At 71.3% G+C, this 26,266-nt stretch carries 20 protein-coding genes and 2 pseudogenes; 7 read left to right on the top strand and 15 right to left on the bottom strand.

The features are described from left to right. The coding region (locus ACFVXA_RS39790) for a phage holin family protein (protein ID WP_390028664.1) at positions 1–483 on the bottom strand (483 nt) is incomplete at its 3' end. A 100-nt stretch (positions 484–583) separates the two neighbouring features. Here ACFVXA_RS39790 and ACFVXA_RS39795 point away from each other — a divergent pair. Then, on the top strand, positions 584–955 hold the full coding sequence (locus tag ACFVXA_RS39795) for a VOC family protein (RefSeq protein WP_362031661.1): 372 nt from the start codon (positions 584–586) through the stop codon (positions 953–955). A gap of 141 nt (positions 956–1,096) precedes the next feature. Here the strand turns inward: ACFVXA_RS39795 and ACFVXA_RS39800 are convergent, their stop codons facing one another. The 13 genes and pseudogenes from ACFVXA_RS39800 to ACFVXA_RS39860 all read right to left on the bottom strand — a co-directional run bounded on the left by ACFVXA_RS39800 (position 1,097) and on the right by ACFVXA_RS39860 (position 18,250). Beyond that, the gene (locus ACFVXA_RS39800; protein ID WP_390028665.1) at positions 1,097–3,070 is read right to left on the bottom strand and encodes a DUF5107 domain-containing protein; all 1,974 of its coding nucleotides are present in this window, start codon (positions 3,068–3,070) and stop codon (positions 1,097–1,099) included. A 66-nt stretch (positions 3,071–3,136) separates the two neighbouring features. Further along, positions 3,137–3,407: pseudogene (locus ACFVXA_RS39805) on the bottom strand (hypothetical protein); the annotation flags it as partial. Positions 3,408–3,424: 17 nt separating this feature from the next. Beyond that, complete coding sequence (locus ACFVXA_RS39810) at positions 3,425–3,973, bottom strand: GNAT family N-acetyltransferase (RefSeq protein WP_389939363.1); 549 nt, start codon at positions 3,971–3,973, stop codon at positions 3,425–3,427. Between the two features lie 69 nt (positions 3,974–4,042). Continuing rightward, positions 4,043–4,291: a DUF1049 domain-containing protein gene (locus ACFVXA_RS39815; RefSeq protein ID WP_362031667.1), complete on the bottom strand. Its 249-nt coding sequence runs from the start codon at positions 4,289–4,291 to the stop codon at positions 4,043–4,045. 58 nt (positions 4,292–4,349) lie between these two features. Further along, a complete protein-coding gene (locus ACFVXA_RS39820) occupies positions 4,350–6,137 on the bottom strand; it encodes a CocE/NonD family hydrolase (RefSeq protein ID WP_390028666.1) in 1,788 nt (595 codons plus the stop codon). Positions 6,138–6,315: 178 nt separating this feature from the next. Continuing rightward, entirely contained in the window at positions 6,316–7,251 is a 936-nt protein-coding gene (locus ACFVXA_RS39825; RefSeq protein WP_390028667.1) for an LD-carboxypeptidase, read from the bottom strand. Between the two features lie 79 nt (positions 7,252–7,330). Then, complete coding sequence (locus tag ACFVXA_RS39830) at positions 7,331–9,301, bottom strand: prolyl oligopeptidase family serine peptidase (protein WP_390028668.1); 1,971 nt, start codon at positions 9,299–9,301, stop codon at positions 7,331–7,333. 9 nt (positions 9,302–9,310) lie between these two features. Continuing rightward, positions 9,311–10,657 carry a M20/M25/M40 family metallo-hydrolase gene (locus tag ACFVXA_RS39835; protein ID WP_383911669.1) on the bottom strand — a complete coding sequence of 449 codons (1,347 nt, stop codon included), beginning with the start codon at positions 10,655–10,657 and terminating at the stop codon, positions 9,311–9,313. Further along, positions 10,650–11,483: a M55 family metallopeptidase gene (locus ACFVXA_RS39840; protein ID WP_389472650.1), complete on the bottom strand. Its 834-nt coding sequence runs from the start codon at positions 11,481–11,483 to the stop codon at positions 10,650–10,652. The genes ACFVXA_RS39835 and ACFVXA_RS39840 overlap by 8 nt, the downstream gene beginning before the upstream one ends. A gap of 75 nt (positions 11,484–11,558) precedes the next feature. Continuing rightward, the gene (locus tag ACFVXA_RS39845) at positions 11,559–12,284 is read right to left on the bottom strand and encodes a methyltransferase domain-containing protein (protein ID WP_362031678.1); all 726 of its coding nucleotides are present in this window, start codon (positions 12,282–12,284) and stop codon (positions 11,559–11,561) included. Between the two features lie 317 nt (positions 12,285–12,601). Further along, positions 12,602–15,055, bottom strand: a complete 2,454-nt coding sequence (locus ACFVXA_RS39850; protein ID WP_390028669.1) for a SpoIIE family protein phosphatase — start codon at positions 15,053–15,055, stop codon at positions 12,602–12,604. A 186-nt stretch (positions 15,056–15,241) separates the two neighbouring features. Continuing rightward, positions 15,242–17,632: an MFS transporter gene (locus ACFVXA_RS39855; RefSeq protein WP_390028670.1), complete on the bottom strand. Its 2,391-nt coding sequence runs from the start codon at positions 17,630–17,632 to the stop codon at positions 15,242–15,244. 174 nt (positions 17,633–17,806) lie between these two features. After that, on the bottom strand, positions 17,807–18,250 hold the full coding sequence (locus ACFVXA_RS39860; RefSeq protein WP_362031684.1) for an SRPBCC family protein: 444 nt from the start codon (positions 18,248–18,250) through the stop codon (positions 17,807–17,809). Positions 18,251–18,445: 195 nt separating this feature from the next. Between ACFVXA_RS39860 and ACFVXA_RS39865 the strand changes: the two genes are divergently transcribed. The 3 genes from ACFVXA_RS39865 to ACFVXA_RS39875 all read left to right on the top strand — a co-directional run bounded on the left by ACFVXA_RS39865 (position 18,446) and on the right by ACFVXA_RS39875 (position 21,685). Next, the gene (locus ACFVXA_RS39865; RefSeq protein WP_384026072.1) at positions 18,446–19,486 is read left to right on the top strand and encodes an Rv2578c family radical SAM protein; all 1,041 of its coding nucleotides are present in this window, start codon (positions 18,446–18,448) and stop codon (positions 19,484–19,486) included. Between the two features lie 156 nt (positions 19,487–19,642). Next, positions 19,643–21,226 carry an alpha/beta hydrolase gene (locus tag ACFVXA_RS39870; protein ID WP_390028671.1) on the top strand — a complete coding sequence of 528 codons (1,584 nt, stop codon included), beginning with the start codon at positions 19,643–19,645 and terminating at the stop codon, positions 21,224–21,226. Positions 21,227–21,286: 60 nt separating this feature from the next. Then, the gene (locus tag ACFVXA_RS39875) at positions 21,287–21,685 is read left to right on the top strand and encodes a RidA family protein (RefSeq protein WP_383746765.1); all 399 of its coding nucleotides are present in this window, start codon (positions 21,287–21,289) and stop codon (positions 21,683–21,685) included. A gap of 127 nt (positions 21,686–21,812) precedes the next feature. On the opposite strand, the gene ACFVXA_RS39880 is transcribed toward ACFVXA_RS39875, so the two are convergent. Then, a complete protein-coding gene (locus ACFVXA_RS39880; RefSeq protein WP_362031692.1) occupies positions 21,813–22,385 on the bottom strand; it encodes an adenylosuccinate lyase in 573 nt (190 codons plus the stop codon). Between the two features lie 373 nt (positions 22,386–22,758). Between ACFVXA_RS39880 and ACFVXA_RS39885 the strand changes: the two genes are divergently transcribed. The 3 genes and pseudogenes from ACFVXA_RS39885 to ACFVXA_RS39895 all read left to right on the top strand — a co-directional run. Further along, a complete protein-coding gene (locus ACFVXA_RS39885) occupies positions 22,759–24,567 on the top strand; it encodes a 3-hydroxyacyl-CoA dehydrogenase family protein (RefSeq protein WP_390028672.1) in 1,809 nt (602 codons plus the stop codon). Positions 24,568–24,703: 136 nt separating this feature from the next. Next, positions 24,704–25,516, top strand: a complete 813-nt coding sequence (locus ACFVXA_RS39890) for a TetR family transcriptional regulator (protein ID WP_362031696.1) — start codon at positions 24,704–24,706, stop codon at positions 25,514–25,516. Between the two features lie 472 nt (positions 25,517–25,988). Further along, a pseudogene (locus tag ACFVXA_RS39895) lies at positions 25,989–26,266 on the top strand (crotonyl-CoA carboxylase/reductase); the annotation flags it as partial.

Here is a 26,266-nt window from a genome sequence, read left to right on the forward strand (position 1 = left end):
GATAAGGCGATGCGGCGCCTCGGGGTCCGCCTCGCCCGCTCCGGCCGCGCCCGCTCCCGGGACTCCGGGCGCGACGGGGGGAGCGGACGGAACGGGCGGGTACGGCGCGGCGGGAACGGTCCCGCCGATGACGCCGTCGTGGCCGGCCGGGGTCGCCTCGCCGGTCGGCGTGGACACCGCCGGCCGGGACGCGGTCGGCCGGGCCATGCCCCGCAGCACGTACGCGATCACGCCGAGTACCCCGGCGGTGATCAGCGCGGCGGCCCAGCCGGGCAGCCCCAGCGCGAGCGCCAGGCCGAGAGCGAGCGCCAGCGCGGCGCCCGCGTACAGGGCGACGGCACCGGACGCCGCGTACATCGTCGCCGTACGGCGCTGCTTGCGGGTCTGCTCCCGCAGTTCCTCCCGTACGGTCTCGCGGGCGACCTGAGCCAGTTCGTCGACGAGATCCTTGTCCAGATGTTCCAGATGATCCAAGCGTTCCATGGCGCCCGAGTACCCGGCCCACCGGACGCGTAACGCCGCCGGGAACGGGATCCGTCCGAAACGATCTCCTCCCGCACCGGCCCCAACTAGGCTCGTCCTCATGGAGATTCTGGGAGCCACGCTGCGTATCTGCGTCGACGACCTGGAGGCCTCGGTCCCCTTCTACGAAAGACTGTCGGGCGGGCGCGCCCTCCGCTTCGAGCGCGGCGGTGTCTCGGTCGCCGCGGTCGGCTGCTTCCTGTTGATGAGTGGTCCCGAGGCCGAGCTGGAGGTGCTCCGCAAGGTCGCCGCCACGATCGCCGTCAAGGACGTGGACGAAGCCCACCACGTCCTCAGCGACTCGGGCGCGCGCATCCTGGCGGGCCCGGTCGCGACACCGGTCGGCCGCAACCTGATCGCGATGCATCCCGACGGCGCGGTGTACGAGTACGTGGACCGCCGGTCGGGATCATCCAGCCCGTCCGGCGCTTGAGGACGGGGCCGTCCAGGCCGAAGCGGGGGGCCTGGGCGGCAGCCTCCCCTCGGATACGGGGGCGGCAGCCCCCGCCCCGGATACGGGACCGGCAGCCCCCCGGATACGGGACGGGTAGGGGCGGAGGGGGCGAAGCACCCCTCAATCACCACCTGGCCGCATCCGAAACTCGTACCGCCCCGGCACCGCCTCATCCGACAGCCGAGCCCACAGCTCGGAGACAACCTCAGCCCCCTCCCGCAGATCGGCGACCTCGAACCCCTCGTCGAAGACGGCCCGAGCCGCCCCCACCTCGCCCTCCGCCACCAGCAGCTGCGCCTCGATCAACCGGAACCGCCCCCGCGCACGCGTGGCGGGCCGCAGCCGCTCCCACACCGCTCGCGCCTCCACCACCCGCCGCACCGCGAGCAGCGCCCCGATCGCCTCGCGCCCCAACGCCGCCGTCGCGGCGGTCCAGACCTCCCCGTCGTCCCGCCGCTCCCGGCACAGATCGTCGAACGCCTCGGCGTACCGGTCGGCGGCCCGCTCCCGGTTGTCCGCCTCCTGATCGGCCACGGCGAGGCAGCGCAGCAACGGCCACAGCGACGGGGCGAGTTCGAGCGCCCGCTCCCAACTCCGTACGGCCTGCGCCAGATCACCCGCGTGCCACTGCGCGACCCCGAGGTGGTACTCGGCGATCGGCACGGCAGGCGCGGTCTCCAGCATGTCCCGCCAGTGCGGCGCGACCAGGGTCTCGCCGGGCGGTCCGACCCGCCGCGGCTCGGGAAACGCACCGGACCGCAGCAGCTCCAGCCAGGGCGCCTGCGCGTCACCGAGCGTGGACTCGTCGAAGGGCGTACCCGGCAACTTGTGAGCGGCGCGCAGCACTTCGAGCGCGCCCCAGCCGGAGCCGACGGCGAGCACCTCGCCGGGTTCGGCGTCGGCGTGCGGCAGCCAGGCGGCGTAGGCGGCGTCGACGTCGCCCCGCGGAAGGGCGGCCTCGAGCCGACGCTCGGCCTCCGCCAGCGCCCCGCCCCAGTCGGCGCCGTGCACCGCCTCCGCGTCCGCCGCGAGCGGCCCGTACGCCTCCAGCCAGGACACGTCGCTCTCGGCGTCGAGCCGCACATGTTCGAGTTGGGTGCGCGCGAGCCCGGCCTGGATCTCGCAGTACCCGCCGGTGCCCGGCTCGGTGAGCCATTCCTGCCAGCGCCGCCCTCCCGGACCTGACCCCCAGACGAACAGCTTGCGCCCGCGCAGCACATCGGTGGACGTCTGCACGAGCCCGTCGCCCGTCGCGTCGAGCGCGGCGATCCAGCGCCGCCGCCCGTCGGGCACCTCGTAGAAGTAGTCGGCGGGGAAGGTACTGCGCGGCGGATACGTCCGGTCGGCACCCTCGTGCTCCGGCACCGGCACTCGGCGCAGCCGCCGCTCGTACCCGAAGTGCCAGGCCTCCTCGGCCGGCGCCAGCACCCTGCTCTCCTCGGGGACGGCGGTGTTGGACCACCAGTACACGGGTGCCGGCTTCTCGTGCGGATTGCGCACGCGCACGCCGACGTACAGGAAGTCGGAGCCGTCCGGCAGCCAGAGATCGACCTGGAAGGGGAGGTCGCGCAGCCGCTCCCACTCCCACAGGCGGAGCATCTCGCCGCCGCCGGGGGCGGGGACGCGGGCGGCGTGGACGGGCGAGCAGGACAGGGTGGTGTGGCCGGTCGCGCCGATGTTCCACTCGATGCCGCCGGAGAACCAGGCGCCGTTGAGGGCGAAGCAGGCGGGCTGCAGCACCGGGTTGCGGTAGAGGAGTTCGCGCCGCGAGGGCTTGTGGACGAGGGAGCCGACCCGGCCTCCGTAGCCGGGCAGCACGGTGGCCCGCAGCCGGTCGTTCTCGATCACGATCGTGTCGATCTCGCGGGGTGTCCGCTGTCTGTCGTATCCGTCCCGGAGGCGCTCGGGGAGAACACTGCGCAGCGGCTCGTACCCGATCTGGCGGGCCATGTCCCGCGGCAGGTCCGAGCGGTCCCGCTCGTCGATGCGGTGCGTCTCGTCGAGCGGACGCAGGGGCGGCAGCGGATTGCTCGGACCCAACTCCGCGGCGGGGAGCGTCAGTACGTCACGTCGGATCGTCGTCACGATGACCATGGAACAGCGACATCGAGGAGCTGACCAGGGTCTCCGCTCGTCAGGATCCGGTCAGGATTCCGCAAAGGCGAGGGCGGCCGCGTGGAACACCCCGTCGTCCTCCTGCCGGTCGCCGCGGTCGTAGCGCGGCGGTACGACGACCCCGCCTCCGCGACCGCCCTCTGGGAGCACCTCCCAGCCCTCAAGGCGGCGGGAGAGCACCGAGCCGCGGCACGGTCCGCCGCTCGCGCAGGGCACCGCCGAGCTTGCGGCAGCCGGGGACGGTGCCGGGCGCGGGCGGGCGCGGGCCCAGGCTGGACGGGGCGTCGAGCACGACGACGTTCCCCGTGGGGCTCACCCTCGTCCGGCGAACGCTCAACGGGAGGAGACCATCTCCGCCGTGATCGCCCAGCGTTCGTGGTCCCGCCAGGCCCCGGCGATGTAGATGAAGTCGGGTGAGAAGCCCTCCAGCCGGAAGCCGCATCGCCGGGCGAGCGCGATGGAGGCCGCGTTTCCCGGCTGGGCGTTGATTTCGAGCCGGTGCAGCCCCATCGGTCCGAAGGCGTACCGCACGACGAGGTCGAGTCCCTCGGCCATCAGTCCGCGCCCCGCGGCGTGTGCGAATGCGCCGTATCCCAGCGCCCCGCACAGGAAGCCGCCCTCGACGATGTTGTTGATGTTGATGAACCCGGCGATCGCCCCGCTGTCCCGTTCGCAGACCAGGAACCCGGCCTTCGTGGGATCCCGGATGAGCCGTCCCGCGTACGCCGAGTAGGTTTCGGCACCGACGGGCGGAAAGAGCCACGGCTGGTGCAGATCCTTGCTCTCCCGGGCCCGCGCGGTGAACTCCGGACCGTCCCCGTAGGTGAAGTGGCGTATGCCCACGCGAGGGCCCTCGGCAAGATAACCGGCGTTCTCAGACATCCCGTCACCCTATGCGCACGCGCGTTCCACCTCGGCACTTCATTCCATCGGCCCCGGCACTTGACGGCGTCAGCTCCGGCGCCTCATGGCGTAGACCCCGCACAGTCCGCCGATCGCCCCCGTCCCGAGGAGCGCCATCCACAGCGGCATGGTCACTTCCGGAACGAACAACCGGATCACGGTACTGCGGGTGTTCTCGAAGACGAAGATCAGGGCGAGCAGGGCCGACGCGGCGACGCTGACCCTGCCCGGCGTCAGCGGGCCGCCGCCGCTCTTCCCGCCGCTCGCGCCGGCACTCCCGGAGGTCTTCGGGCTCATGCGCTCAGCATGAGCCGCGAGGTACCGGCACGCGCGCTGGCGGGTTCCTCCGGGTGACTCAGCCGACGACCGGCAGCCGCAGCACCCCGGTGTCGTCGGGCGCGCTGGTGATCGTCACCGGCTTCACGCCTTTGTTCCCGAAGTACGCGTCGTCGCTGGCGGCGACGACGAACCGCAACCGGTGCCCCGCCTCGTACCGATGCACGATCCCCGGCAGCGTGACGGTGAAGCTCTTCCTCACGTCCGGGACGCGCACCGGCGCCACCAGTCGGTGCACCAGCGTCTTCGTGCCGTCCGGTGCCACGTCGTACAGCTTGGCGAAGAGGACCAGCTTGTCGGCGGCGTCGCCGGAGTTCTGCACGCGCTCGGTCTTCGGCGAGACGACCTTCAGCTCGGCCTCGGGCGCGCCGACCACCTCGACGGCCCGGGTCAGGGGCTCGCTCGTCCAGCCGAGGTAGGTGCCCTCGGTGTCGTACGGCGCAGGGTCGGGCAGCCCGGCGATTCCGGCGAGGGAGCTCTCGGAGTGGCTCGTGGCCACCAGCCCGTTGCGGTACTCCCTGCCGGCGCCCACGACCTTCTTGCGGTTGTCGACCAGCTTGCCGTCCCCGGAGAGGTAGAAGCTCTGGCTGAGTCCCGGCACCCTCGAGGCCGTGGCATAGGTGTCGTTCGGGTCGGCGATCCAGTCGCGGTAGTACGCGAAGCCGGGTCCCGTGTCGACGTCGTGGTGCTGGAGATAGCGGTCGAACCAGGCGAGGATCCGTCGGCCGACGTAGCTGGACTCCAAGTTGCCCTGGCTGAGGTTGAGTTCACCACTCGCCGGGTCGGTGAGGCCCCCGCTGTGGCCCCACGACTGCCAGATCAGCTTCGTCGGGGTGCCCTGCGCCTTGAGGGTCTTGTACGTCGCGGTCGCCTCGTTGAGGTTGAAGAGGCTGTCGGCCTGTCCCTGGACCAGCAGGGTCGGCGCCTGCACCTCGCGCAGATACGAGACGGGCGACACGCTGCGGGCGTAGTCGAGCAGCGGTCCGGTCCTGGCGGCCGGGTAGCTCCCCGAGTTCAGCGTCCGCATCGTTGCGCAGGCGTCGGTCACGAAGTGCAGGCAGGCGAGGGAGTTGATGCGGGAGGGGTCCAGGTTCGGCACGGTCAGCGGCTGGCTCTCGCCGATCAGGTAGAAGCTGTTGGTCCACTGCCATTTGAACGCGCCGGGCACGTCACGCGCGCCGGCCGCGTTGTTCGGGTCCAGTGAGTACGCCAGGTCGTTCCAGGTGATCAGCGGCACCAGCGCGTCGACGCGGTGGTCCACGGCGGCCGTGGCCATCTGGACGGCGCCCCCGTACGAACCGCCGACCATGCCGACACGCGGGTCGCCCTTGCCGTCCCGGGTGACGAAGTCCGCCTTCGTGCCGTCGTCGGCGGCGCGCGTGCCCGCCAGGAAGTCGACGAGCCCGGACGCCGCCTCACCGTCGATGCGCGGGTCGTCGAGCGAGATCTGACAGCCCGACCTGCCGAAGCCGAGCCCCGAGTAGACGAGCCCCACATAGCCGCGCGCCGCGAACGCCTTGCCGATCGCGTCCGTCGAACCGTCCGACTTGCTCCCGCCGAAGCCGTTGGTGGCGAGCACGGCGGGCGCGGTGTGCCCGCGGTCCACGCCCACGGGCCGGTACAGATCGGCGTCGACCGTGCAGCTGCGGCCACCGGCCCGGACCGTGAACTTCAGCGCGGTGACGGTGTATCGGTCCGTGGCCGAGGCAGGCGCGGTGAACGCGAGCGGTGCGGTGAGCACGGCACCGAGGGCCAGGGCGAGCGAGGCACGGAAACGGGATCTGGGCTCACGCGAACGACGGGACACGAAGACCTCCACACTGAGGACAACCCGACTACCGACCGGTACTTACCGGCCGGTAGTCATGTTGTGACACGTGTCAGACGGGGTCAATCACCCAGCCGAGTCTTTCTTGACGGGGATTCAGTGAACGCGCCGCGCCGACGGCCCCGTGCGCGGCGGCTGCGGGCGCGGTGCGGAACCGCTAGGCCAGCGCGGGCTCGTCCAGCGTCAACGTCCCCGCTGCCGCGTCCAGTTCGGCCCCGAGTCCGAACGGAATCGTGAGCGCCCCCTCGCAGTGCCCGAACCCGAAATGCTCGACGACGGGCACACCCAGTCCGCCGAGCCGGTCGGCGAACACCGCGCGCAGTCCCTCGTACGGACCGCAGTCCACCCATGAACCGAGTGCGATCCCGGCGACCCCGTCGAGCCAGCCGGCCCGCAGGAGCTGGGTCAGGATCCGGTCCAGCCGGTACGCCTCCTCGCCGATGTCCTCGATCAGGAGCAGCCCTCCGCGCGCGCGGGCGCGGGCGTGCGGGGTGCCGAGGTCGGCGGCGAGCAGGCTGACGCAGCCGCCGAGGGTGACGCCCCGGGCCCGCCCCGGCACCAGCGGGGTGGCCCCGGCCGACGCGATGGTCCGCACCGACTCGGGCTCGAAGAGCGTGGCCCGCAGATGCTCCTGCGCCCGCGCGTTCTTGAGGAAGTCGACGGCCGCCACCATCGGGCCGTGCAGGGTCGCGAGGCCCATCCGGGTGGCGAACGCCTCGTGCAGCGCGGTGATGTCGCTGAACCCGAGGAACACCTTGGGTCCCGCGGCCCGCAGGGCGTCCCAGTCGAGGAGGTCGACCATGCGCTGCGCGCCGTAGCCGCCGCGGGCGCACAGCACCGCGGCCACGTCCGGGTCGCACCAGGCGGCCTGGAAGTCGGCGGCCCGGTCGGTGTCCGTACCCGCCAGATAGTCGAACCCGGCGTGCCGGTCCAGGACATGGGGTGCCACCACCGGGTCCAGGTCCCATCCGCGCAGGATGTCGAGGCCGGCCTGGAGCCGCTCCTCGGGCACCGGTCCGCTCGGCGCGACGACGGCGACACGGGCCCCTGCGGCGAGCCGTGCGGGTCGGGTCAGAGGGGTCGGTGAGGTCACTCGGTGTGCTCCAGATCCTGCTCGAAGTCCTGTCCGGCGTGCTGACCCGCATGCGGGGCCGGCATCTGACGGAGCCGATTCACTTGGCCAGCTCCAAGGTGGGCACACCCGGCGGATTCAGCCGGAAGACCTGCGCGTACAGGGAGAGTTCGGACTCCAGCACCCGCACCATCGTCTCGGCCCGCCGGAAGCCGTGCCCCTCGCCCTCGAAGGCGATGTAGGCGTGCGGAACGCGTCGGCCCTCCTCCGCCAGTCTGGCCAGGAACCGCTCGCACTGCACGGGCGGGCAGATGGCGTCGTCGAGCCCCTGGAGCAGCAGGAAGGGCGCGGTGATCCGGTCGGCGTGCTCGGTCGGCGAGCGCTCCACATACCGGCCGGGCACCTCGGCCGACGGCCCGACCAGCGTCTCCAGATACTGCGACTCGAAGTCATGGGTCTCCCCCGACCCCCATCCGACGAGGTCGAGGATCGGATAGAGGATGGTGCCGCATGCGTAGACGTCGGTGCTGGTCAGGGAGGCGGCCGTCGTCCAGCCGCCCGCGCTGCCGCCGCGGATGGCGAGCCGCCGCCGGTCGGCGGTGCCTTCTGCGGCGAGCGCGAGCGCGACGGCCGCGCAGTCCTCGACGTCGACGACGCCCCACTGCTCGCGCAGCCGGTTGCGGTACTCCCGCCCGTGTCCCGTCGATCCGCCGTAGTTGACCTCCGCGACGCCGATACCGCGGGAGGTGAAGTAGGCGATCTCCAGGTCGAGGACGAGGGGTGACCGGCCGGTGGGACCGCCGTGCACCCAGACCACGTACGGGGGGAGCTCGTCCCCGCGGGCGACGTGCTCGGGGTGGTGCGGTGGATAGATGTGGGCGTGGATCTCGCGTCCCGCGGGGCCGGTGAAGGTGCGGATCTGCGGCTCCGGGTAGTACGCGGGGTCCACCGGGTCGTCGTGCGCGGCGCCGATCACCCGGGCCCGCCCCGTACGAGCGTCCAGCTCGACGACCTCGTAGGCGCTGCGGGGGCTGGCTCCGACGCCCACGACCCTGCTGCCGTGCGCGGCGAGCGTCGGCGCGAACTCGGTCCAGGGCCCCGCCGCGTCGACGACCTCGCCGGTCTCCGGGTCCAGGATCCCGAGCGCGGTGGCGCCGCGTCCGTGCACGACGGCGACCAGTCCGCTCTCCAGCGGCGCGAACCAGCGGTATCCGATTCGCCAGAGCGAGCCGCCGAACTCCTCCTCGCGCGGACACAGGGCCGTCTCCTCGCCGCCGCGGCCGAGGCGGTGGAGATTCCACCAGCCGGTGCGGTCGCTGACGTACAGCAGAGTGCCGTCGGGGGTCCAGTCGACCTGGACGACGGACTCCTCCGGGCCGCCGGCGACAGATCGCGCGCCGCGCAGCGTGACGTCGTCGGCCACGTCCGCGAGGATCACCTCGGTGCCGTCCCAGGGCATCCGCGGGTGGTCCCAGGCGAGCCAGGCAGCCTGCCGGCCGTCGGGCGAGAGCCGGGGTCCGGTGACGAACCGGTGCCGTCCGTCGGTCAGTTCCCGCACGGCGTCCCGGTCCTGGGCCGCCGACCCGTCCAACGGCACCGCGGCGACCACGCGCCGGACGTCGGTCGGCCCGTCCCCGGTGAACTCCTCCAGGACGCACCACACTTCACCCCGCTCCAGGTGCACCTGCGGGTCCACCCAGCGCAGCCCCTCGCCCACGGGCGACACGGGGGTCAACGGGCGAGGAGCGCCGCCTTCGTACCGGTACAGCCGCTGGTCGGCGAAATCGACGAAGACGACCAGGGGACCTTCGGGGCGCATGACTCCGGCCCACGGGTGACCGCCGTACTCGATGACGCGGCTGCGTACGTTCCAGGGAGCGGGCAGCACCGACTCCTCCGAGCCGTCGGCCTTGCGCCGTACGAGCGTACGCCGCCCGCCTTCCGTGGGCCGGGGCTCGGTCCACCAGGCCTCGTCGCCGACGAAGCCCACGAATTCGGGGTGCCCGTCGTGCGCCGCGGCGAGCGCCGCGTCGATCGGCGAGGGCCAGGAACCGTACGGCAGGCTCTGCATGTCGTCCCCCTAGGCGGTGCGCAGAAAGCGGTCGAGGACACGGGCGCCGAAGTGGAGCGCCTCGACCGGCACGCGCTCGTCGACGCCGTGGAAGAGCGCTTGGTAGTCGAAGCCCTCCGGGAGCTTCAGCGGCGCGAATCCATAGCCGGTGATGCCGAGGCGCGAGAACTGCTTGGCGTCCGTGCCGCCCGACATGCAGTAGGGCACCACATGCCCCTCCGGCGCGAAGTGCTCGACGGCCGCGCGCATGTTCGCGTACGTCACCGAGTCCACCGGTGCCTGGAGGGCCACCTCACGGTGCTGGAACTCCCACTCCACATCCGGTCCGGTGAGCTGGTCGAGGGTGGAACGGAACTCGTCCTCGCCGCCGGGCAGGAATCTGCCGTCCACGTACGCGACGGCCTCCCCCGGGATCACATTGATCTTGTAGCCGGCGCTCAGCATGGTCGGGTTGGCGCTGTTGCGCACGGTCGCCTCGACGAGCGCGGCGGCAGGCCCCAGCTTGTCCAGGAGGGTGTCCACGTCTTCGGGACCGCGGTCGATGCCGTACAGGTCGGCGAGTTCGGTCAGTGCCGCGTGCACGGTCGGGGTGAGGCGCAGCGGCCACTCGTAGTCCCCGATCCGGGTGATCGCGGCGGCGAGGCGCGTCACCGCGTTGCTCCGGTTCACCTTGGAGCCGTGTCCCGCGCGCCCGCGTGCGGTGAGCTTGAGCCAGCCGGTACCGCGCTCGCCCGCCGCGATCGGATACAGCTGCCTGCCCGCGCCGTCGTGGAAGGTGAAGGCCCCCGACTCGCTGATGCCCTCGGTGCAGCCCTCGAAGAGACCGGGGTGCTCGTCGGCGAGGAAGCCCGAGCCGTCTTCGGCGCTCGCCTCCTCGTCGGCGGTGAACGCGATGACGATGTCGCGCCGGGGCCGCACCCCGTCGCGCGCCCACGAGCGGACGACGGCCAGGATCATCGCGTCCATGTTCTTCATGTCGACCGCGCCGCGTCCCCAGACGACACCGTCGCGGATCTCCCCGGAGAACGGGTGCACGCTCCAGTCCTCCGCCTGCGCGGGCACCACGTCGAGATGACCGTGGACGAGCAGCGCGTCGGCGGACGGGTCGGTGCCCTCGATACGGGCGACGACGTTCGTACGCCCCTTCGTGCGCTCCAGGAGGGTGGGCTCCAGGCCCGCTTCGGCCAGCCGCGCGGCGGCGTACTCGGCGGCCGGGCGCTCCTGGCAGTCCCCGCCGCCGCGGTTGGTCGTGTCGATACGGATGAGGTCCGAGGTGAACCGGACAACTTCGTCGAGAGCCTGTGCGTCTCCTTCAGGAGCCGGTGCGTGTACATCGAGACCCTGTGTGTCAGCCATACTGCTCCTCCACCGCGGCCGAGACGATCGTGGTGACCGCCTTGAAGGTGCGGATTCCCTCATACATGGTGTCGCTGGTGTACGCCACCTTCCGCTCCCCGACGCGCTCGACACCGGGCACGACGGTGGCGGCCATCGACAGATGCTCGGCGTCGAACTCCATCGCCACGGTGAACGGCCCGCCGACGACCGGCTCGTGACGCTCCGCCAGTGAGGCGGCCTCCTTGGCCGCGGCCCGGATGTCGGCGGCGGTCCTGGCCGGCGTACGGCACACGGCCGCGTAGCGGGACACGTGGTCCTTGACGGCGACCTTCAGTGCCTCGGGCGCGTATCCCAGCGCGTCCTCGCAGGCGATGTCGTCGCCGGTGACGAGGACGACGGGCACCCCGTACTCGGCGACGACGTGGGCGTTGAGCAGTCCCTCACTGGCCCGTATGTCGTTCACCCAGACGCCGGTGAGGGAGTTCGCGAGATAGGTGTGCGCGAGGACGCCCTCCATGCCGGCACCCGCGTGATAGCCGACGAACGCGATGCCGTCCACGTCGCCGTGCTGCACACCGTCCACCATGGACAGCGACTTGTGCCGCCCGGTGAGCATCTCCGCTCGCTCGTCGAGCCGCTCCAGCAGGAGGTTTCGCATGGTCCAGTGGGCTTCGTTGACCAGCACCTCGTCGGCGCCACCGTCGAAGAAGCCGAGCACCGCGGCGTTGACATCGGAAGTGAACATCGACCGGCACCGCTCCCACTGCGGAGTCCCCGGCAGCACGTCGGCCGGCCAGGTCACGCCCGTGGCGCCCTCCATGTCGGCGCTGATGAGGATCTTCATGTTCGAAACCGTACGCGCTTCGGCCCGGGCCGGGCAGAGCCTGTGGACAACTCTCACCGGCCCAGACCACCGGCATCACCCGATACGCCCCGCCACCAGCCACTTCGACGGAAGTTCGATACGCGAACCGTCGGCCGTGTACTCGGTGGTGACGAGCGGGAGTTCACCGCTCGCGAGGACCGTGAGGCCCGCGGCGCGAAGGTACTCGGGGACCGCGGCGTCCGCGACCTCGCCGGGGGCGATGCCGTGCCGGAAGACCGGAGCGAGTTTGGCCGGCGGGCCGTCGGCGCCCTGTGCCAGGCCCCTCAGCACGAGACCGGCGGCCTCGGCGAGTTCGACGAGGAAGACCCGGCCGCGCTCTCCCAGCAGCGTCGCCAGGCCGTCCACCAGCGGCTGCCGGTCGTCCGGCTCGGCCTGGTGCAGCACGCCTCGCATATAGAGGTTGGCGTCGCCGAGTTCCGCGTGCAGTGTCTGGGTCTCGGACTTCCCGGCCGCGTCGAGCAGCCGGTAGGTGGCCTGGCCCGCCGGGTCGGCGTGACGGGCGTGCTCGATCGCCGCGGCCGAGAGGTCGGCGCCGACCACGTGCGGGAAGCGGTCGGCCAGGAAGCGGGTCTGGGTGCCGTTGCCGCAGCCGAGGTCCACGAGGGGCAGGTCACGGGCCGCCAAGTGCGGTTCGAAGAGGGTGAGATGGACGCCGGCGGTGAGCGCCGGCTCGGCGTCCCAGAAGACCGCCCCCTGCTCCTCGGGAGCCTCGCGCCAAAAGCCCTCCCAGGCTTCCCTGTACCGACTCGTCACGCTCATGCCCGCTCCCCAGGTTGCGACCGCGCCCGCCGGGACCCGGCAGGCCAGATCGGTCTATCGTGCCCGGCGCGAGGCGACAAGCGGGCAGCGTATTCCTTCACGGCTCATTCGATACCCGTACTCCTTAATCTTCGCATGCCGCGTGCGCCCCTCTTCTTCTTCCTCCCTGGCTTCGCGGGAGCGCGCCCCACAGCGGGAGAAAGCGCGACACCGGCTCAGTCGAAGCCTCGCCGGCAGCGGGACCACGGCACCAACGCGGGCAGCGCGTCAGCGGCGCCGGACCACGACACCAAGACGAGCACGGGCACGAGCACGCGTCAGCGGCGCGGGAGCGTCAGTTCGAACCACACGGTCTTGCCCGCGCTGGTCCGGCTGGTCCCCCACTCGCGGGCCAGCGTGCTGACGACGCGCAGGCCTCGGCCGAACTCGTCGTCCGGCCCCGCGCTGAGCAGTGTCGGCAGGGTGTGGTCGTCGTCGTCCACCTCGCACAGCAGGGTGTCGCCCCTGACGAGCCGCAGCGCTATCTGGCGGCTGTGCGCGTGTCGTACGGCATTGCCGACCAGCTCGCCGACCATCAGCTCGGCACTGTCGGCGAGGCCGGCCAGCCCCCACACATGCAGCTGTTCGCGGACCGCGGCGCGTGCTCTGCCCGCCTCGATCGGGTCGAGGGAGAGCCGCCACTCGGCCACGTCCTCGGGTTCGATGCCGTTGAGCCTGGCCAGCAGCAGCGCGACGTCGTCCTTGCGGCCACCACGGGTGTTGAGCGCGCGGATGATGGTGTCGCAGGCGTCGTCCATGGACGCGGCCGGGTGGGCGGCGGACTCGCAGAGCGTGGCGAGGCCGACACCGATGTCCTCGCCGCGCACCTCGACGAGTCCGTCGGTGCACATGACGAGCCGGTCGCCGGGCGCCACGCGCACGCGTACCGCTTCGAAGGGCACACCGCCGACTCCGATGGGCGCGCCCGTCGGCAGGTCCAGCAGTTCGCTGCGGCCGTCGTCGGCGCGGACCAGGACAGGCGGGATGTGGCCCGCGTTGGCGATGTGCAGTTCACCGGCGATCGGGTCGTAGACGGCGTACAGGCAGGTCGCGAGGTAGCTGTCGCCGAGCCGTTGGGCCAGGTCGTCGAGGTTGCGCAGCAGCTGGGCGGGCGGCAGGTCGAGCGCGGCCATGGTCTGGACCGCGGTACGCAACTGCCCCATCATCGCTGCGGAGTTGAGGCCGTGTCCCATGACGTCGCCGACGACCAGGGCGGTGCGGGAGCCGGGCAGCTTCACGGAGTCGAACCAGTCGCCGCCGATCCGCCCGAGGAGTGTGCCGGGCAGATAGCGGGTCGCGATGTCGCAGCCGGCCATGCGGGGCGCGATGTGCGGCAACATGCTGTCCTGGAGGGCCTCGGCGACGCTCTCCTGGTACGTGTACATGCGCGCGTTGTCCAGCACCAGGCCCGCGCGTGCGGCGAGTTCGGCGCCGGTGACCCGGTCCATGTCGTTGAACTCGACGCGCTCCGGGTGGCGCAGCAGGATCATGAACCCGAGGACCACATGGCGGGCCTTGAGCGGCACGACCAGCATGGAGCGGTTGGTGATGAGCGGCCTGATGTCGCGTTTCTCGAACTGCGCGGCGATCATGTGCCCCATCTGCTCGCTGATACGCGGCACGAGGACGGGCTCACCTGTGGTCATGCACTGGAAGAACGGCGTGTGCGCCGGGAACGGCATGGCCTCGCCCACCGGCACGACGTCGTCCCAACGGCCCGGCTCGTCCGTGTGCTCCAGGGCGACCCGGTGCCACATGGTGGTCGTGTCGGGCACGCCTTCGGGGAAGCCCTCACCGGCGACGACCTGTTCCCGCAGATACGTGCCCGCCACGTCCGTGAAGCGCGGCACGACGGCCCGGCTGACCTCGAGGATGGTCTGCGAAAGGTCGAGTGAGGTGCCGATGCGGCCGCTGACCTCGTTGAGGAACTCCAGGCGCTCGCGCACCGCGACGTATTCGAGGTCCTCGCCGTCGTCCTGGACGTCCTGCGGCAGGGGCTCACCGGATACCGCGGCCCTGGCCACCCGCTCACGGCGCGCCTTGCGCTCGACCCGCCGGGGCACACCCCAGTCGGGGGTGACGGGCACCCGGTCGTTCTGGCTGAACTCCAGGACGGGATAGCCCAGTTCCAGGACCTGCGCGACGATGCGGGCGCCCTCGCCCACGCTCATGCTGGGCAGGATCTCGGGCAGCCTGCGGGCCAGTTCCTCGGCGCCGGGGAAGTCGGTGTGCAGCGCGAAGCCGGGCGCGATGCGCTCGACGGCCACCGCGTCGTCCTCGTGGCGCATTGCGGTCGCGTCGGCGGCGAGCACCAACAGCCGCTCCCGGCCGGGGCCCACCAGTGGGTAGGCCCACCACAGGACGTCGATCCGGTCGGGACCGGCCACGGTGAGCCGGGCGCGTCCAGCCGCCGGGTAGGCGAGCCCTCCGTCGAGGGAGGACTCCAGATCGGGGCCGAGGCCGTCGTACGCCGCGTAGGCCCCGTAGGGCGCCGGGTCGTCGTCCTCGGGGAGCGCGCCGGAGACGGGGAGCAGATCGACGGCGGGGCGGCCCACCGCGTCCTCCCTGGGTGCGCCGAACAGGCGCCTGGCGCCGGTGCTCCAGTGCGACACCCGGCCGTCACGGTCCACGACCACCACGGCCAGGGGGATGCGGCCGGCGGCGGCGTGCTCCACCGCGCCGTCCCCAGCTCCGCGGCTGGGAGCTGCGCCCACTTCGGTGCCACGTTCCATGGCCCAGGCCCTCTCTCCCCACGGCTCCGCAAGATCTGTGCCGCCACCACTACCGTACGGCGGGGGCCCATCGCGATGTGTGCCAATACGGGAATTGACCTCTCCGGGGGCGGCTCCGGCGCGCGCCGGGCGGTGCGACGCCCCGTCCGCCCGCTCTTGGCGCCCCGCACCGGAGGCCTCGTTCCGTCAGTCCTCGTGTCCCAACTGCAGGTCCCGTTCCGTCCTGCCGCCCCCGGCGACCTGGAGCACGGTGGCGACCGGCGGATAGCCGGCCGCGATGACGGTGTACTCGCCGGAGGACAGATCGACGAACCGGAACGTTCCGTCTGCGCCGGTGGTGAGCGTGTCCACCACGTTGCCCGCGGCGTCCAGGAGCGTCACGCGCGCGTCCTCGACGGGGCGTCCGCCGCCCGCGCGTACGGTGCCGCGCAGGACGGCGCCCCCGGCGAGTTCGACGTCCTGGCGGGTCTCCCGGGCGGCCTGGACGGTGACGGGGAGCGCGGCCGGGCGGAAGGCGGGGGCGCTGGCGGCGAGGGTGTACTCGCCTGCCACCAACTCGGTGATGACGTAGCCGCCTTCGCGTCCGCTGCGCGTGGTGGCCACCACCTCGCCGTGCACGTTGGTGAGCGTGACGGTGGCGTCGCGCACCGGGGTTCCGTCGGCGGTCAGCACGCTGCCGGCGAGGCGTCCCGCGCCGCCGAGCACGACGTCCAGTTCCACGGGGCGTTCGCCCACGGTCACCGAGACGGCCTGCGGCTGGTGGCCGCCCGCCGCCGCGATCAGGACGTACGACCCCGAGCCGGGCGTGGACAGCGCGTACCGGCCGTCCTCTCCGCTGGCGCCCCGCCCGATCTGCTGTCCCGCGACGTCGATGAGGGTGAGCGCGGCACGTGGCACGACGGTGCCGTCGGGGTGCTGCACCGTGCCGCAGACGGGGATTCCGGCCGCGTACGCCGAACGGGCCTGCGGGATCTGGGGGTTCACCTGAGCGGACTCCGGGTCGGCGGTGGGGGTGTTGTGGGACACCAGAGGTTTCTCCTTGAGGAAGAAGGCGATGAGCAGGCCGAGGACGAGTACCGGCACCAGGTAGAGGAAGATCCGCGGCATGGCGTCCGCGTAGGCCCCGATGTAGTCGTCGCGCAGGGCGGCGGGCATCGCGTGGACGAGTTGCGGGGTGAGCGATTCCGGGTCGGGAAGGCCGGCCCCCGCGCGCGCGGGGAGACGTTCGGCGAGCGCGTCGGCGAGCCGATGGGCGAACAGGGTGCCGAAGACGGCGGCTCCGACGCTGCCGCCGATCTGCCGGAAGTAGTTGTTGGCGCTGGTCGCGGTGCCGAGGTCGGCCGGGCGCACGGAGTTCTGCACGGCCAGGATCAGTACCGGCATCACCATGCCGATGCCCGCGCCGAGCACCGCCATCCAGATGCTGTAGTGCAGCCGGGGCGTGTCGACTTCGAGGCGGGACAGCAGCCACATGCCCACCGCCGACAGGGCGCCGCCGAGGATCGGGTAGACCTTGTAGCGCCCGGTGCGGCTGATGAGCTGTCCGGAGATGATCGAGGCGCCGACGATGCCGCCCATCATGGGGAGCATCAGGAGCCCGGACTCGGTGGCGCTGGCCCCGTCGACCATCTGCAGGAAGGTGGGCAGATAGCTGGCGGCCCCGAAGAGGGCGACGCCGACCACCAGGCCCACCAGGGCGGTGATGTTGAAGACGCCGTCCCTGAACAGCCGCAGCGGGATGAGGGGTTCGGCCGCGAAGTGCTCGGTGACGAAGAAGAGGACGGTCGCGGCGAGTGCTCCCGCCCCGAGCCCCAGGATGACCCGCGAGCCCCACGCGTACTCGGTACCGCCCCAACTGGTCAGCAGCACCAGGCAGGTTGACGCGGCGGCGAGGAGCAGCACCCCGAGCAGGTCGAGGCGGCCCCGTGCGGTGGGCTTGGGCAGCTTCAGTACGACGGTGACGACGGCCAGGGTGACCAAGCCGAAGGGCACGTTGATGTAGAAGCACCACCTCCAGGAGAGGTGGTCGGTGAAATAGCCGCCCAGCAGGGGGCCGGCCACCGAGGCGAGGCCGAAGGCGGCGCCGATCAGGCCCATGAAACGCCCGCGTTGGCGCGGCGGCACGATGTCCGCGATGATCGCCTGCACGCCGATCATGAGGCCGCCCGCACCGACGCCCTGGACCGCGCGGAAGGCGATCAGCTGGTCCATGGTGCGTGACCATCCGGCGAGCGCCGAGCCGAGGACGAAGACGGCGATGGCGAACTGGAAGACGCCCTTGCGGCCGAAGAGGTCGCCGAACTTGCCGTAGACCGGGAGTCCGACGGTGGAGGTGAGCAGGTAGGCGGTGATCGCCCAGGACATCTTGTCCAGGCCGTGCAGCTCCCCGACGATCTTCGGGAGCGCGGTGGCCACGATCATCTGGTCCAGGGCGGCGAGCAGCAGCGCGAGCATGAGCCCGATGAAGACCAACCGCACCTGGCGCGGGCCCAGTTGGGCGGTCTCGGCGACCGCCGGGGCGGGGTCCCGCGGGGGTGCGACAGCCGGTTCGTCCTTCACCAGAGTGATCCCGCCCACGTACCGCTCCCCTCGTCGCGCCCACCGCACAATTCCCGCTTATCGCGACAACTGCGAGCAAGCGCGACGAGTTACGGCGTACCGTCGCGCGACAGGGGGATCCACTCGAAACGGTGAGGCGCCAACGGGCCCTGTACGACTACCTCTTGGCGCGCCAACCGGGTGGGACTACGACTACTTCTCGACCTCGGTAGCGAGCTTGGCGAGCACCAGGTCGTAGATCCGGCCGAGGCCCTTGGGCGCGAAGGTCTTCTCGAAGAACCCGCCGATGCCGCCCGCGCCGTTCCACACGGTGCTGACGACGACGCGGGACTTGCCCTCGCCGGCCGGGGTGACCCGCCAGGTGGTGACCATCGAGGAGTTGCGGTCCTTCTCGACCAGCTCACCGTCGGTGGGCTCGCTCACTTCGAGCAGGCAGTCGCGGACGCGCTTGCTGGTGGCCTGGAGCTTCCAGTGGACGAGGGTGCCCTCGCCGTCGCCGCCCTCACGCACCTCGTACTCGCTGAAGTGCTCGGGCAGCAGCTTCGCGCGCGTGCCGGTGTAGTCGGCCAGAGCGTCGAACACCGCCTCCGCGTCCGCCGCGATGACCCGCTCCGTCGTGGCCTCGACCTGCGCCATGGCACTTCCTCCAGCACTTGGTTCCTCGGGGGTGTGCGGCCAGCCAACCACCAGGCGGCCCGGCCGCCCAAATCGGGGTCCCGTAGGTCACGGCCGGGTCCCGATGAGGGTCCCCGGAGGCGGTGCGGGAGACGAGGTCGCACGATCAAGGGAACATGTGTTCTATTCTGTGCCCAGTGCTATCGAGGAGGCGTCATGCGCTGGGACAACCTCACAGTGGACCCCGCCGGGGGCCCCGCCCGGGACGCCGCGCTGTTCGGCGCGGACACGGTGACCACTCGTACGTTCGACACTCCGGAGTTCCGCGGGATCACCTTCCACGAGATCCGGGCGCGGTCGATCGTCAACCGGGTGCCGGGGGCTTCCCGCATGCCCTTCGAGTGGACGGTCAATCCCTATCGGGGGTGCACGCACGCGTGCGTGTACTGCTTCGCGCGCAAGACGCACAGCTATCTGGACCTCGACACGGGGATCGACTTCGACTCCCAGATCGTGGTGAAGGTCAACGCGCCGGACCTGCTGCGCCGCCAGCTCGCCTCACGCCGCTGGCAGGGCGAGCACATCGCGATGGGCACCAACGTCGACTGCTATCAGCGGGCGGAGGGCCGCTACCGGCTGATGCCCGGCATCATCGCGGCTCTGCGCGACCACGCGAACCCCTTCTCGATCCTGACGAAGGGCACGCTGATCCTGCGTGACCTCGACCTCCTGAAGCAGGCCTCCGAGGTCACCGACGTCGGCATCTCCGTCTCCGTCGGGTTCACCGATCCTGAGCTGTGGCGCACGGTCGAGCCGGGCACACCGGCCCCGGAGCGGCGCCTGGACGTCGTCCGCACGCTGACGGACCACGGCATCGGCTGCGGTGTCCTGATGGCCCCCGTGATCCCGTTCCTGGGCGACCACCCGGCTCAACTGCGGGCCACCGTCAAGGCGATCGCGGCCTCGGGGGCCACCTCCGTGACGCCTCTCGTCCTGCATCTGCGGCCCGGTGCCCGCGAATGGTTCATGGCCTGGCTGGAGCACCACCACCCCTATCTCCTGCGCCGTTACGAGCGGTTGTACGCGGAGGGCGCCTACGCCCCGAAGTGGTACCAGCGACGGATCACCCGTCAGGTCCACGAGCTGGCCCAGGAGTACGGGATCGGCCCCACGCGCGCGGGGATGCCCCGTAGGATCACCGCCCCTGCCGAGCCTTCGGCACCGGCCCCGGAGGCGACTCAGCTCACGCTGCTCTGAGACCCCTTCGAAACCTCTCCGACGGCATCCGAGCGCATCCCGCGGCTCAATCGGGTCAAGTCTTTCCAGAACGAGCTCTTCCGGCCGCCCTTTCCGGGACGATGCGGCGAAGGCCGTGGCGTGCACGGCTCAAAATCCTCCGTCCTGGGAGGCTTGATGAAGAAACGCGCAGCTGCTCTGTGCGGAGCAGCCGCCGTGGTGGCCGGGATGATCACATCGATCCCCGCCGATGCGAGCGCCGGCTCCGCGACCGCACCGCGCACCACCCAGACCGCGAAGCTCACCTGGAAGAAGTGCGGCACCAGCGACTATCCGACGCTCCAGTGCGCGTCCCTGAAGGTGCCGCTGGACCACTCCAAGCCGCAGAGTCGGCAGATCACCCTCGCCCTGTCCCGCGTCCCACACACCGCGAAGACCTACCAGGGGCCGCTGCTCGTCAACCCCGGCGGACCCGGCGGCAGCGGTCTCACGCTGGCCGGATTCGTCGCCTCCACGCTGCCGAAGAAGGTGGCGGCGCAGTACGACGTGATCGGATTCGACCCGCGCGGGGTCGGCGCCAGCAAGCCCGCCCTGGACTGCGAGCCCGGGCACTTCAATCCGGTGCGCCCCGACAGCGTCCCCCGCACCTCCGCGATCGAGAAGGCCAATGTCGACCGGGCCAAGGCTTTCGCCAAGGCGTGCGGTACGAAGTACGCGAGCCTGCTGCCCTATATCGACACGGTGAGCGCGGTCCAGGACATGGACTCGATCCGCGGCGCGCTCGGCGCCAAGAAGATCAACTACTTCGGCTACTCGTACGGCACCTACCTGGGCGCCGTGTACGCCAAGCTCTACCCGAACCGGGTGCGCCGCCTGGTCCTGGACTCCATCGTCGACCCCACCGGCGTGTGGTACGACGACAACATCGGGCAGGACTACGCGTTCAACGACCGTCACCTGGCCTTCCTGTCCTGGGTCGCCCAGCACAACGTGACGTACAAGCTCGGCACCGACCCGGCCAAGGTCGAGGCCAAGTGGTACGCGATGCGCGCGGCGCTCGCCAAGAAGCCCGCGCAGAAGAAGGTGGGCGCCTCCGAGCTGGAGGACACCTTCATCCCCGGCGGCTACTACAACGGTTACTGGCCGTATCTCGCCGAGGCGTTCGCGGCCTATGTGAACGACAAGAACACCGACCCGCTCGTCGAGGCCTACGACAACTTCGGCGCCGTCGACGCCTCGGGCGACAACGGCTACAGCGTCTACACCTCGGTCCAGTGCCGTGACACGTCCTGGCCGCGTGACTGGAACCAGTGGCGCAAGGACAACTGGGCGGTGTACGCCAAGGCGCCGTTCATGGCCTGGAACAACGCCTGGTACAACGCGCCGTGCGCGTTCTGGCCGACGCACTCGCTGCGGCCGGTGGACATCTCCAACGATGCCCTGCCGCCGACGCTGCTCTTCCAGGCCACGAACGACGCGGCCACCCCGTACGAGGGCGGCGTCACCGTCCACCGTCAACTGCGCGGCTCCAGCCTCGTGGTCGAGCAGGGCGGCGGGAACCACGGCATCACGCTGAGCGGGAACGACTGCCTGGACAAGTACCTGGCGACGTATCTGGCCGACGGCAAGGTGCCGCACAGCGGTGGCGTGGTCGACGCGGTGTGCAAGAAGCTGCCCGACCCGGAGCCGCTGACGACCAAGGCGGCGTCCACCACCTCGAGCGGATCGGCGCTGCACGGACTGCTCGGCTTCCGGGGCTGAACCCCCGCTGAGCACCGGCCCGTCGGGGGCATTGTCAGACCCATGGTCCACCATGGACGCATGAGTGAGCTGACGCGCATTTCCGCCCCCGACGGGGTCGCCGCTGCCGCCGCGTACACCCACGTGGTGATGGGCACGGGCCGCTTCGTGGCGGTCTCGGGCCAGCTGTCCCTGGACGAGGACGGCAAGCTCGTCGGCGAGGGCGACCCGGGCGCGCAGGCCCGTCAGGTCTTCGAGAACCTGCGTCGGTGCCTGGCCGCCGCCGGCGCCACGTTCGACGACGTCGTCAAACTCACCTTCTTCGTCACGGACATGGCCCACATGCCCGCGATCCGCGCCGCCCGCGACGCGCACATACCCGCCGACCGGCTCCCCGCCGCTTCCGCCGTCCAGGTCGCCGGACTGGTCCGCCCGGAGTTCCTGATGGAGATCGAGGCGTTCGCGGTGGTGAGCGAATGAGCGGGCTCCCGGTCCGCGAGACGGCCCGCGACGACTGACCGTTCCTGGACCGCGCACGGCAGGGCGACGGCGACGTCGTGCACCTGGTCTCGCGGAGCGGCCCGGCGAGGCCGCCGGCTCGGCTGGGCTACGGCTTCGGGAGCCGCGCCAGCGCATGCACGGCCGCCTCCGCGAGTGCGGGGTGCGCCAGCGCCTCGTTCAGGACGGGCCCGGCCCGGACGTCTCCCAGGTCGCCGAGCCCTTCCACGCAGGCGAGCGCGACCCTGCGGTAAGGGTCGTGCGGGCGCAGTCTGCGTTCCAGGGTGGTGATCAGCGCGGGGACGGCCTCGGGAGCACGCAGCTCGACCAGCAGCCGTACCGGGTGGAGCGCGTAGGCGACGCGCAGCTCGTTCGTGGCGAGCGCCGCCGCCGCGCGGGCCGTGCGCGGGTCGCGGAGCCGGGCCAGGGCGTACGCGGCGGACGCACCCCGTTGCGGATCGCGGTGGTTGAGGAGCAGGACGAGCGCCTCGAAGGCCCGCCGGTCCCCGGCGGCCCCGAGCCGGAAGGCGACCAACTCCCGGGCCCACAATGGCTGCCCGGGCGCGGTCAGCGCCGCCGCCAGCTCGTCGCGGTCCCCGGTCGACACCAGACGGTCGTACACCGGCGAGGCCCCGGCCTCGACCTGTAAACGCTCCGTGAGTGATCGCAACTCTTCGTCCATGAACCCGAGCCTAGGCGGGGTACCGAGGGCGCGGGGACGTACATCACAAACTCGGGGGCTGGCGCGCTCGTTACTGGCGGGTTAAGCTCAGACGAGCGAGTTACCCACTCGCGTTTTACTTGCGGTGGCCTGGTGACGCAGCCACCGTGAGAGCAGTCGGTTCGGCACTTCAGGTACGTGAGTACGACACGGTCCCGGGACAGGGCCGGTCGGTCAGCACCGTTCCCCGCGGCGTCCGTTCCTCGGCGCCCCCGGACGGCACCGGGCGTGTGCGCTCGTCAGCCCGGAAACACCCGCAACCTCCGCACTGTGTGCGCCCGTTGGCGTACCCGCGTGCGCTCCTCAGTCGTCACCCTCTTTCTGGAGTCCCGCGATGGCCACTCCCCTGTCCGACACCCCTCTGTCCCCTCTTCTCAAGACCGTCGCCGTGGTCGGCCTCGGCACCATGGGCACCGGCATCGCCGAGGTCCTCGCCCGGGCCGGCCGCGATGTCATCGGCATCGACATCAGCGAGGCCGCGACCGCCCAGGCCGTCACGGCGCTCGAAGCCTCCACCGCCCGCGGTGTGCAGCGCGGGCGCTGCACCGAGCAGGAGCGCGCGGACGTTCTCTCCCGCTTCCGCACGTTCACCGATCTGCGGGCCGCGGCCGACGCCGACCTGGTCATCGAGGTGACCCCGGAGTCGTACGACATCAAGCAGCAGGTCTTCCGCGCACTCGACGGCATCGTGCGCCCGGAGACCATCCTCGCGACCGGCACCAACGCCCTGTCCGTGACACGGCTGGCCGCCGACTCGGCCCGTCCCGAGCGCGTGCTCGGCCTGCACTTCTTCAACCCGGCGCCCGCGATGAAGCTGGTCGAGGTCGTCTCGTCGGTGCTCACCGCGCCGTCCGCCGTGGCGGCGGTCACCGATCTCGCCCTGCAGCTCGGCAAGGAGCCCGTCGCGGTCGGCGACCGCCCCGGATTCGTCGCCGACGGACTGCTGTTCGGCTACCTCAACCAGGCGGCCGCGATGTACGAGGCGAAGTACGCCTCCCGCGAGGACATCGACGCCGCGATGAAGCTCGGCTGCGGTCTGCCGATGGGCCCGCTGGCGCTGCTCGACCTGATCGGCGTCGACACCGCGCGGACCGTCCTGGAGGCCATGTACGCCGAGTCGCGCGACCGGCTGCACGCCCCCGCGCCCATCCTCAAGCAGCTCAGCGAGGCGGGCCTGACCGGCCGCAAGTCGGGGCGCGGCTTCTACTCGTACGAGGCTCCCGGCAGCGCGACGGTCGTGCGGGACGCGCTGACTCCCCTCGACGGCGCCGCCCTGACCCCCGGCCGCACCGTCCGCTCCGTCGGCGTCGCCGGCTCGGGCACGATGGCGTCCGGCATCGCCGAGGTCTTCGCGAAGGCCGGGTACGAGGTCGTCCTCGCCGCCCGCACCGAGGAGAAGGCGCAGGCCGCCAAGGCCCGTATCGGCAAGTCGCTTTCGCGCTCTGTCGACAAGGGCCGGATGACGGCCGAGGCGGCGGCGCAGACCCTGGAGCGGATCACCCCGGCGGGCTCGTACGACGCCTTCGCCGAGGTCGATCTGGCGCTGGAGGCGGTCGCCGAGGACCTGGAGATCAAGCAGCAGCTGTTCGCCACGTTCGACAAGGTCTGCAAGCCCGGCGCGGTCCTCGCCACCACCACCTCCTCGCTGCCCGTCGTGGCCTGCGCCCGCGCCACCTCGCGCCCGCAGGACGTGATCGGCATGCACTTCTTCAACCCGGCCCCGGCCATGAAGCTCGTCGAGGTCGTGCGGACCGTGCTGACGACGGACGACGTGCACGCGACCGTGCGCGAGGTCTGCGCCAAGATCCGCAAGCACCCGGTGGACTGCGGCGACCGCGCCGGATTCATCGTGAACGCGCTGCTGTTCCCGTACCTCAACAACGCGATCAAGATGGTGCAGGAGCACTACGCGACGCTGGACGACATCGACGCCGCGATGAAGCTCGGCGGCGGCTACCCGATGGGCCCGTTCGAGCTCCTGGACGTGGTCGGGCTCGACGTCTCGCTGGCCATCGAGAAGGTTCTGCACCGCGAATTCCGTGACCCGGGCCTGGCCCCGGCCCCGCTCCTGGAGCACCTGGTGGCCGCGGGCTGCCTCGGCCGCAAGACGGGCCGCGGCTTCCGCGAATATGCCCGGCGCTGAGCGTCCGGGCGACGGGTTCGACGACAACGCCGACTGGGGCGGACTGCTCGGCCCGGCCGGAAACCCCCCGCCCACCGAGGGCGGGGGGATCCCCGGACATGCGCGCTCTCCTGCGCACATGCAGTACGTTCGGGTCATGTCCCAGCCCGCCAAGTCCTCACGTACACCAGCCACGCCCGACGCGCCGGAGAGCGCCGCGGGCAGTCGCGCCGCCGCGCAGCGGCTCAAGATGCGCCGAGAGCTGGCGGCCGCGGCCATGGAGCTGTTCGCGACCAAGGGGTACGAGGCGACCACCGTCGACGAGATCGCAGCCCAGGCCGGAGTGGCCCGCCGTACCTTCTTCCGTCACTTCCGCTCCAAGGAAGAGGCGATCTTTCCCGACCACGACGACACGCTGATCCGGGCCGAGGCGGTGCTCAACGCGGCACCGGCGCACGAGCACCCGCTCGACACCGTGTGCCGTGGCATCAAGGAAGTCATGAAGATGTACGCGGCCCGACCCGAGATCTCCGTCTCGCGGTACAAGCTGACGCGCGAGGTGCCGACGCTGCGGGAGGCCGAGATCGCCTCGGTGGCCCGGTACGAGCGGCTCTTCACCCGCTATCTCCTGGGCCACTTCGACGAGCACGCGCACGACGACGACGCCAACGACGACCCGCTGCTCGCGGAGGTCGCCGCGTCGGCCGTGGTCACGGCGCACAATCACGTGCTGCGGCGCTGGCTGCGGGCCGGCGGCCAGGGGGACGTCGAGGCCCAGCTGGACCACGCCTTCGCGATCGTCCGCAAGACGTTCGGAACGGGGATCGGCGCCGGGCGCGAGGCCGCGCCTCGGTCGGCGCCCGCTTCCTCCTTCACGGAGGGGGACGTCCTGGTGACCGTGGCGCGGGTGGACGCGCCGCTGGACCAGGTCATGCGGACCATCGAGCAGGCGCTCAAAGAACGTTCGTAGCGACTTTCCAGGTCCCTGGCGACTTCCCTCACAGCACCGCGGCTCCGCCGCTTGTCCTCGATCGCCGGACAGGCTCATCAACCGCCGGACGCGCTCGATTTGAGCGCGTTCGGCGTTTTTTGCACCCCTGATTCGATCGATCATCGCGCAGTCTGATCGATCATCGCTCACGTGTTACGTAAAGATTTCATCTGAGCGCAACTTCTGGCACTCCGTGCCTTGCCAGGTGACACGCCGTGCCATACGTTGAAGGAGTCCGGGCGGCCGGCGTGCAGAGACCTTTCGTACGCCGGCTGTCCCCGCAAGCCAATGGCGAGCGCGCCCGGACGCCTGCGTCACAGGCACCCTCCGCGCCACAAAGCGCTGCCACAGCACCACCTCCGCCGAACCGACGGCACCCCTCACACCAGCAGCAGCACCGACGTAACCCTCAGCGTCTTCCCTCAGGACGCTCATCGCCGGAGGCAACACCGTGAAGGAAATCCTGGACGCGATTCAGTCGCAGACGGCCACGGCCGCCGACTTCGCCGCTCTTCCCCTCCCCGAGTCGTACCGCGCGATCACCGTGCACAAGGACGAGACGGAGATGTTCACCGGGCTCGCCACCCGCGACAAGGACCCCCGCAAGTCGATCCACCTGGACGACGTGCCGGTGCCCGAGCTCGGCCCGGGCGAGGCGCTGGTGGCCGTCATGGCCTCCTCCGTGAACTACAACTCGGTGTGGACCTCGATCTTCGAGCCGCTCTCCAC

This window comes from Streptomyces sp. NPDC058246 (assembly GCF_042881985.1).
In the GTDB taxonomy this organism is placed as follows: domain Bacteria; phylum Actinomycetota; class Actinomycetes; order Streptomycetales; family Streptomycetaceae; genus Streptomyces.

Excerpts from the sequence above, each read along its gene's own strand:
- ACFVXA_RS39795 (WP_362031661.1), top strand. The coding sequence starts at position 584 with ATGGAGATTCTGGGAGCCACGCTGCGTATCTGCGTCGACGACCTGGAG.
- ACFVXA_RS39800 (WP_390028665.1), bottom strand. The coding sequence starts at position 3,070 with ATGGTCATCGTGACGACGATCCGACGTGACGTACTGACGCTCCCCGCC.
- ACFVXA_RS39810 (WP_389939363.1), bottom strand. The coding sequence starts at position 3,973 with ATGTCTGAGAACGCCGGTTATCTTGCCGAGGGCCCTCGCGTGGGCATA.
- ACFVXA_RS39815 (WP_362031667.1), bottom strand. The coding sequence starts at position 4,291 with ATGAGCCCGAAGACCTCCGGGAGTGCCGGCGCGAGCGGCGGGAAGAGC.
- ACFVXA_RS39830 (WP_390028668.1), bottom strand. The coding sequence starts at position 9,301 with ATGCAGAGCCTGCCGTACGGTTCCTGGCCCTCGCCGATCGACGCGGCG.
- ACFVXA_RS39835 (WP_383911669.1), bottom strand. The coding sequence starts at position 10,657 with ATGGCTGACACACAGGGTCTCGATGTACACGCACCGGCTCCTGAAGGA.
- ACFVXA_RS39840 (WP_389472650.1), bottom strand. The coding sequence starts at position 11,483 with ATGAAGATCCTCATCAGCGCCGACATGGAGGGCGCCACGGGCGTGACC.
- ACFVXA_RS39845 (WP_362031678.1), bottom strand. The coding sequence starts at position 12,284 with ATGAGCGTGACGAGTCGGTACAGGGAAGCCTGGGAGGGCTTTTGGCGC.
- ACFVXA_RS39850 (WP_390028669.1), bottom strand. The coding sequence starts at position 15,055 with ATGGAACGTGGCACCGAAGTGGGCGCAGCTCCCAGCCGCGGAGCTGGG.
- ACFVXA_RS39860 (WP_362031684.1), bottom strand. The coding sequence starts at position 18,250 with ATGGCGCAGGTCGAGGCCACGACGGAGCGGGTCATCGCGGCGGACGCG.
- ACFVXA_RS39865 (WP_384026072.1), top strand. The coding sequence starts at position 18,446 with ATGCGCTGGGACAACCTCACAGTGGACCCCGCCGGGGGCCCCGCCCGG.
- ACFVXA_RS39870 (WP_390028671.1), top strand. The coding sequence starts at position 19,643 with ATGAAGAAACGCGCAGCTGCTCTGTGCGGAGCAGCCGCCGTGGTGGCC.
- ACFVXA_RS39875 (WP_383746765.1), top strand. The coding sequence starts at position 21,287 with ATGAGTGAGCTGACGCGCATTTCCGCCCCCGACGGGGTCGCCGCTGCC.
- ACFVXA_RS39880 (WP_362031692.1), bottom strand. The coding sequence starts at position 22,385 with ATGGACGAAGAGTTGCGATCACTCACGGAGCGTTTACAGGTCGAGGCC.
- ACFVXA_RS39885 (WP_390028672.1), top strand. The coding sequence starts at position 22,759 with ATGGCCACTCCCCTGTCCGACACCCCTCTGTCCCCTCTTCTCAAGACC.
- ACFVXA_RS39890 (WP_362031696.1), top strand. The coding sequence starts at position 24,704 with ATGTCCCAGCCCGCCAAGTCCTCACGTACACCAGCCACGCCCGACGCG.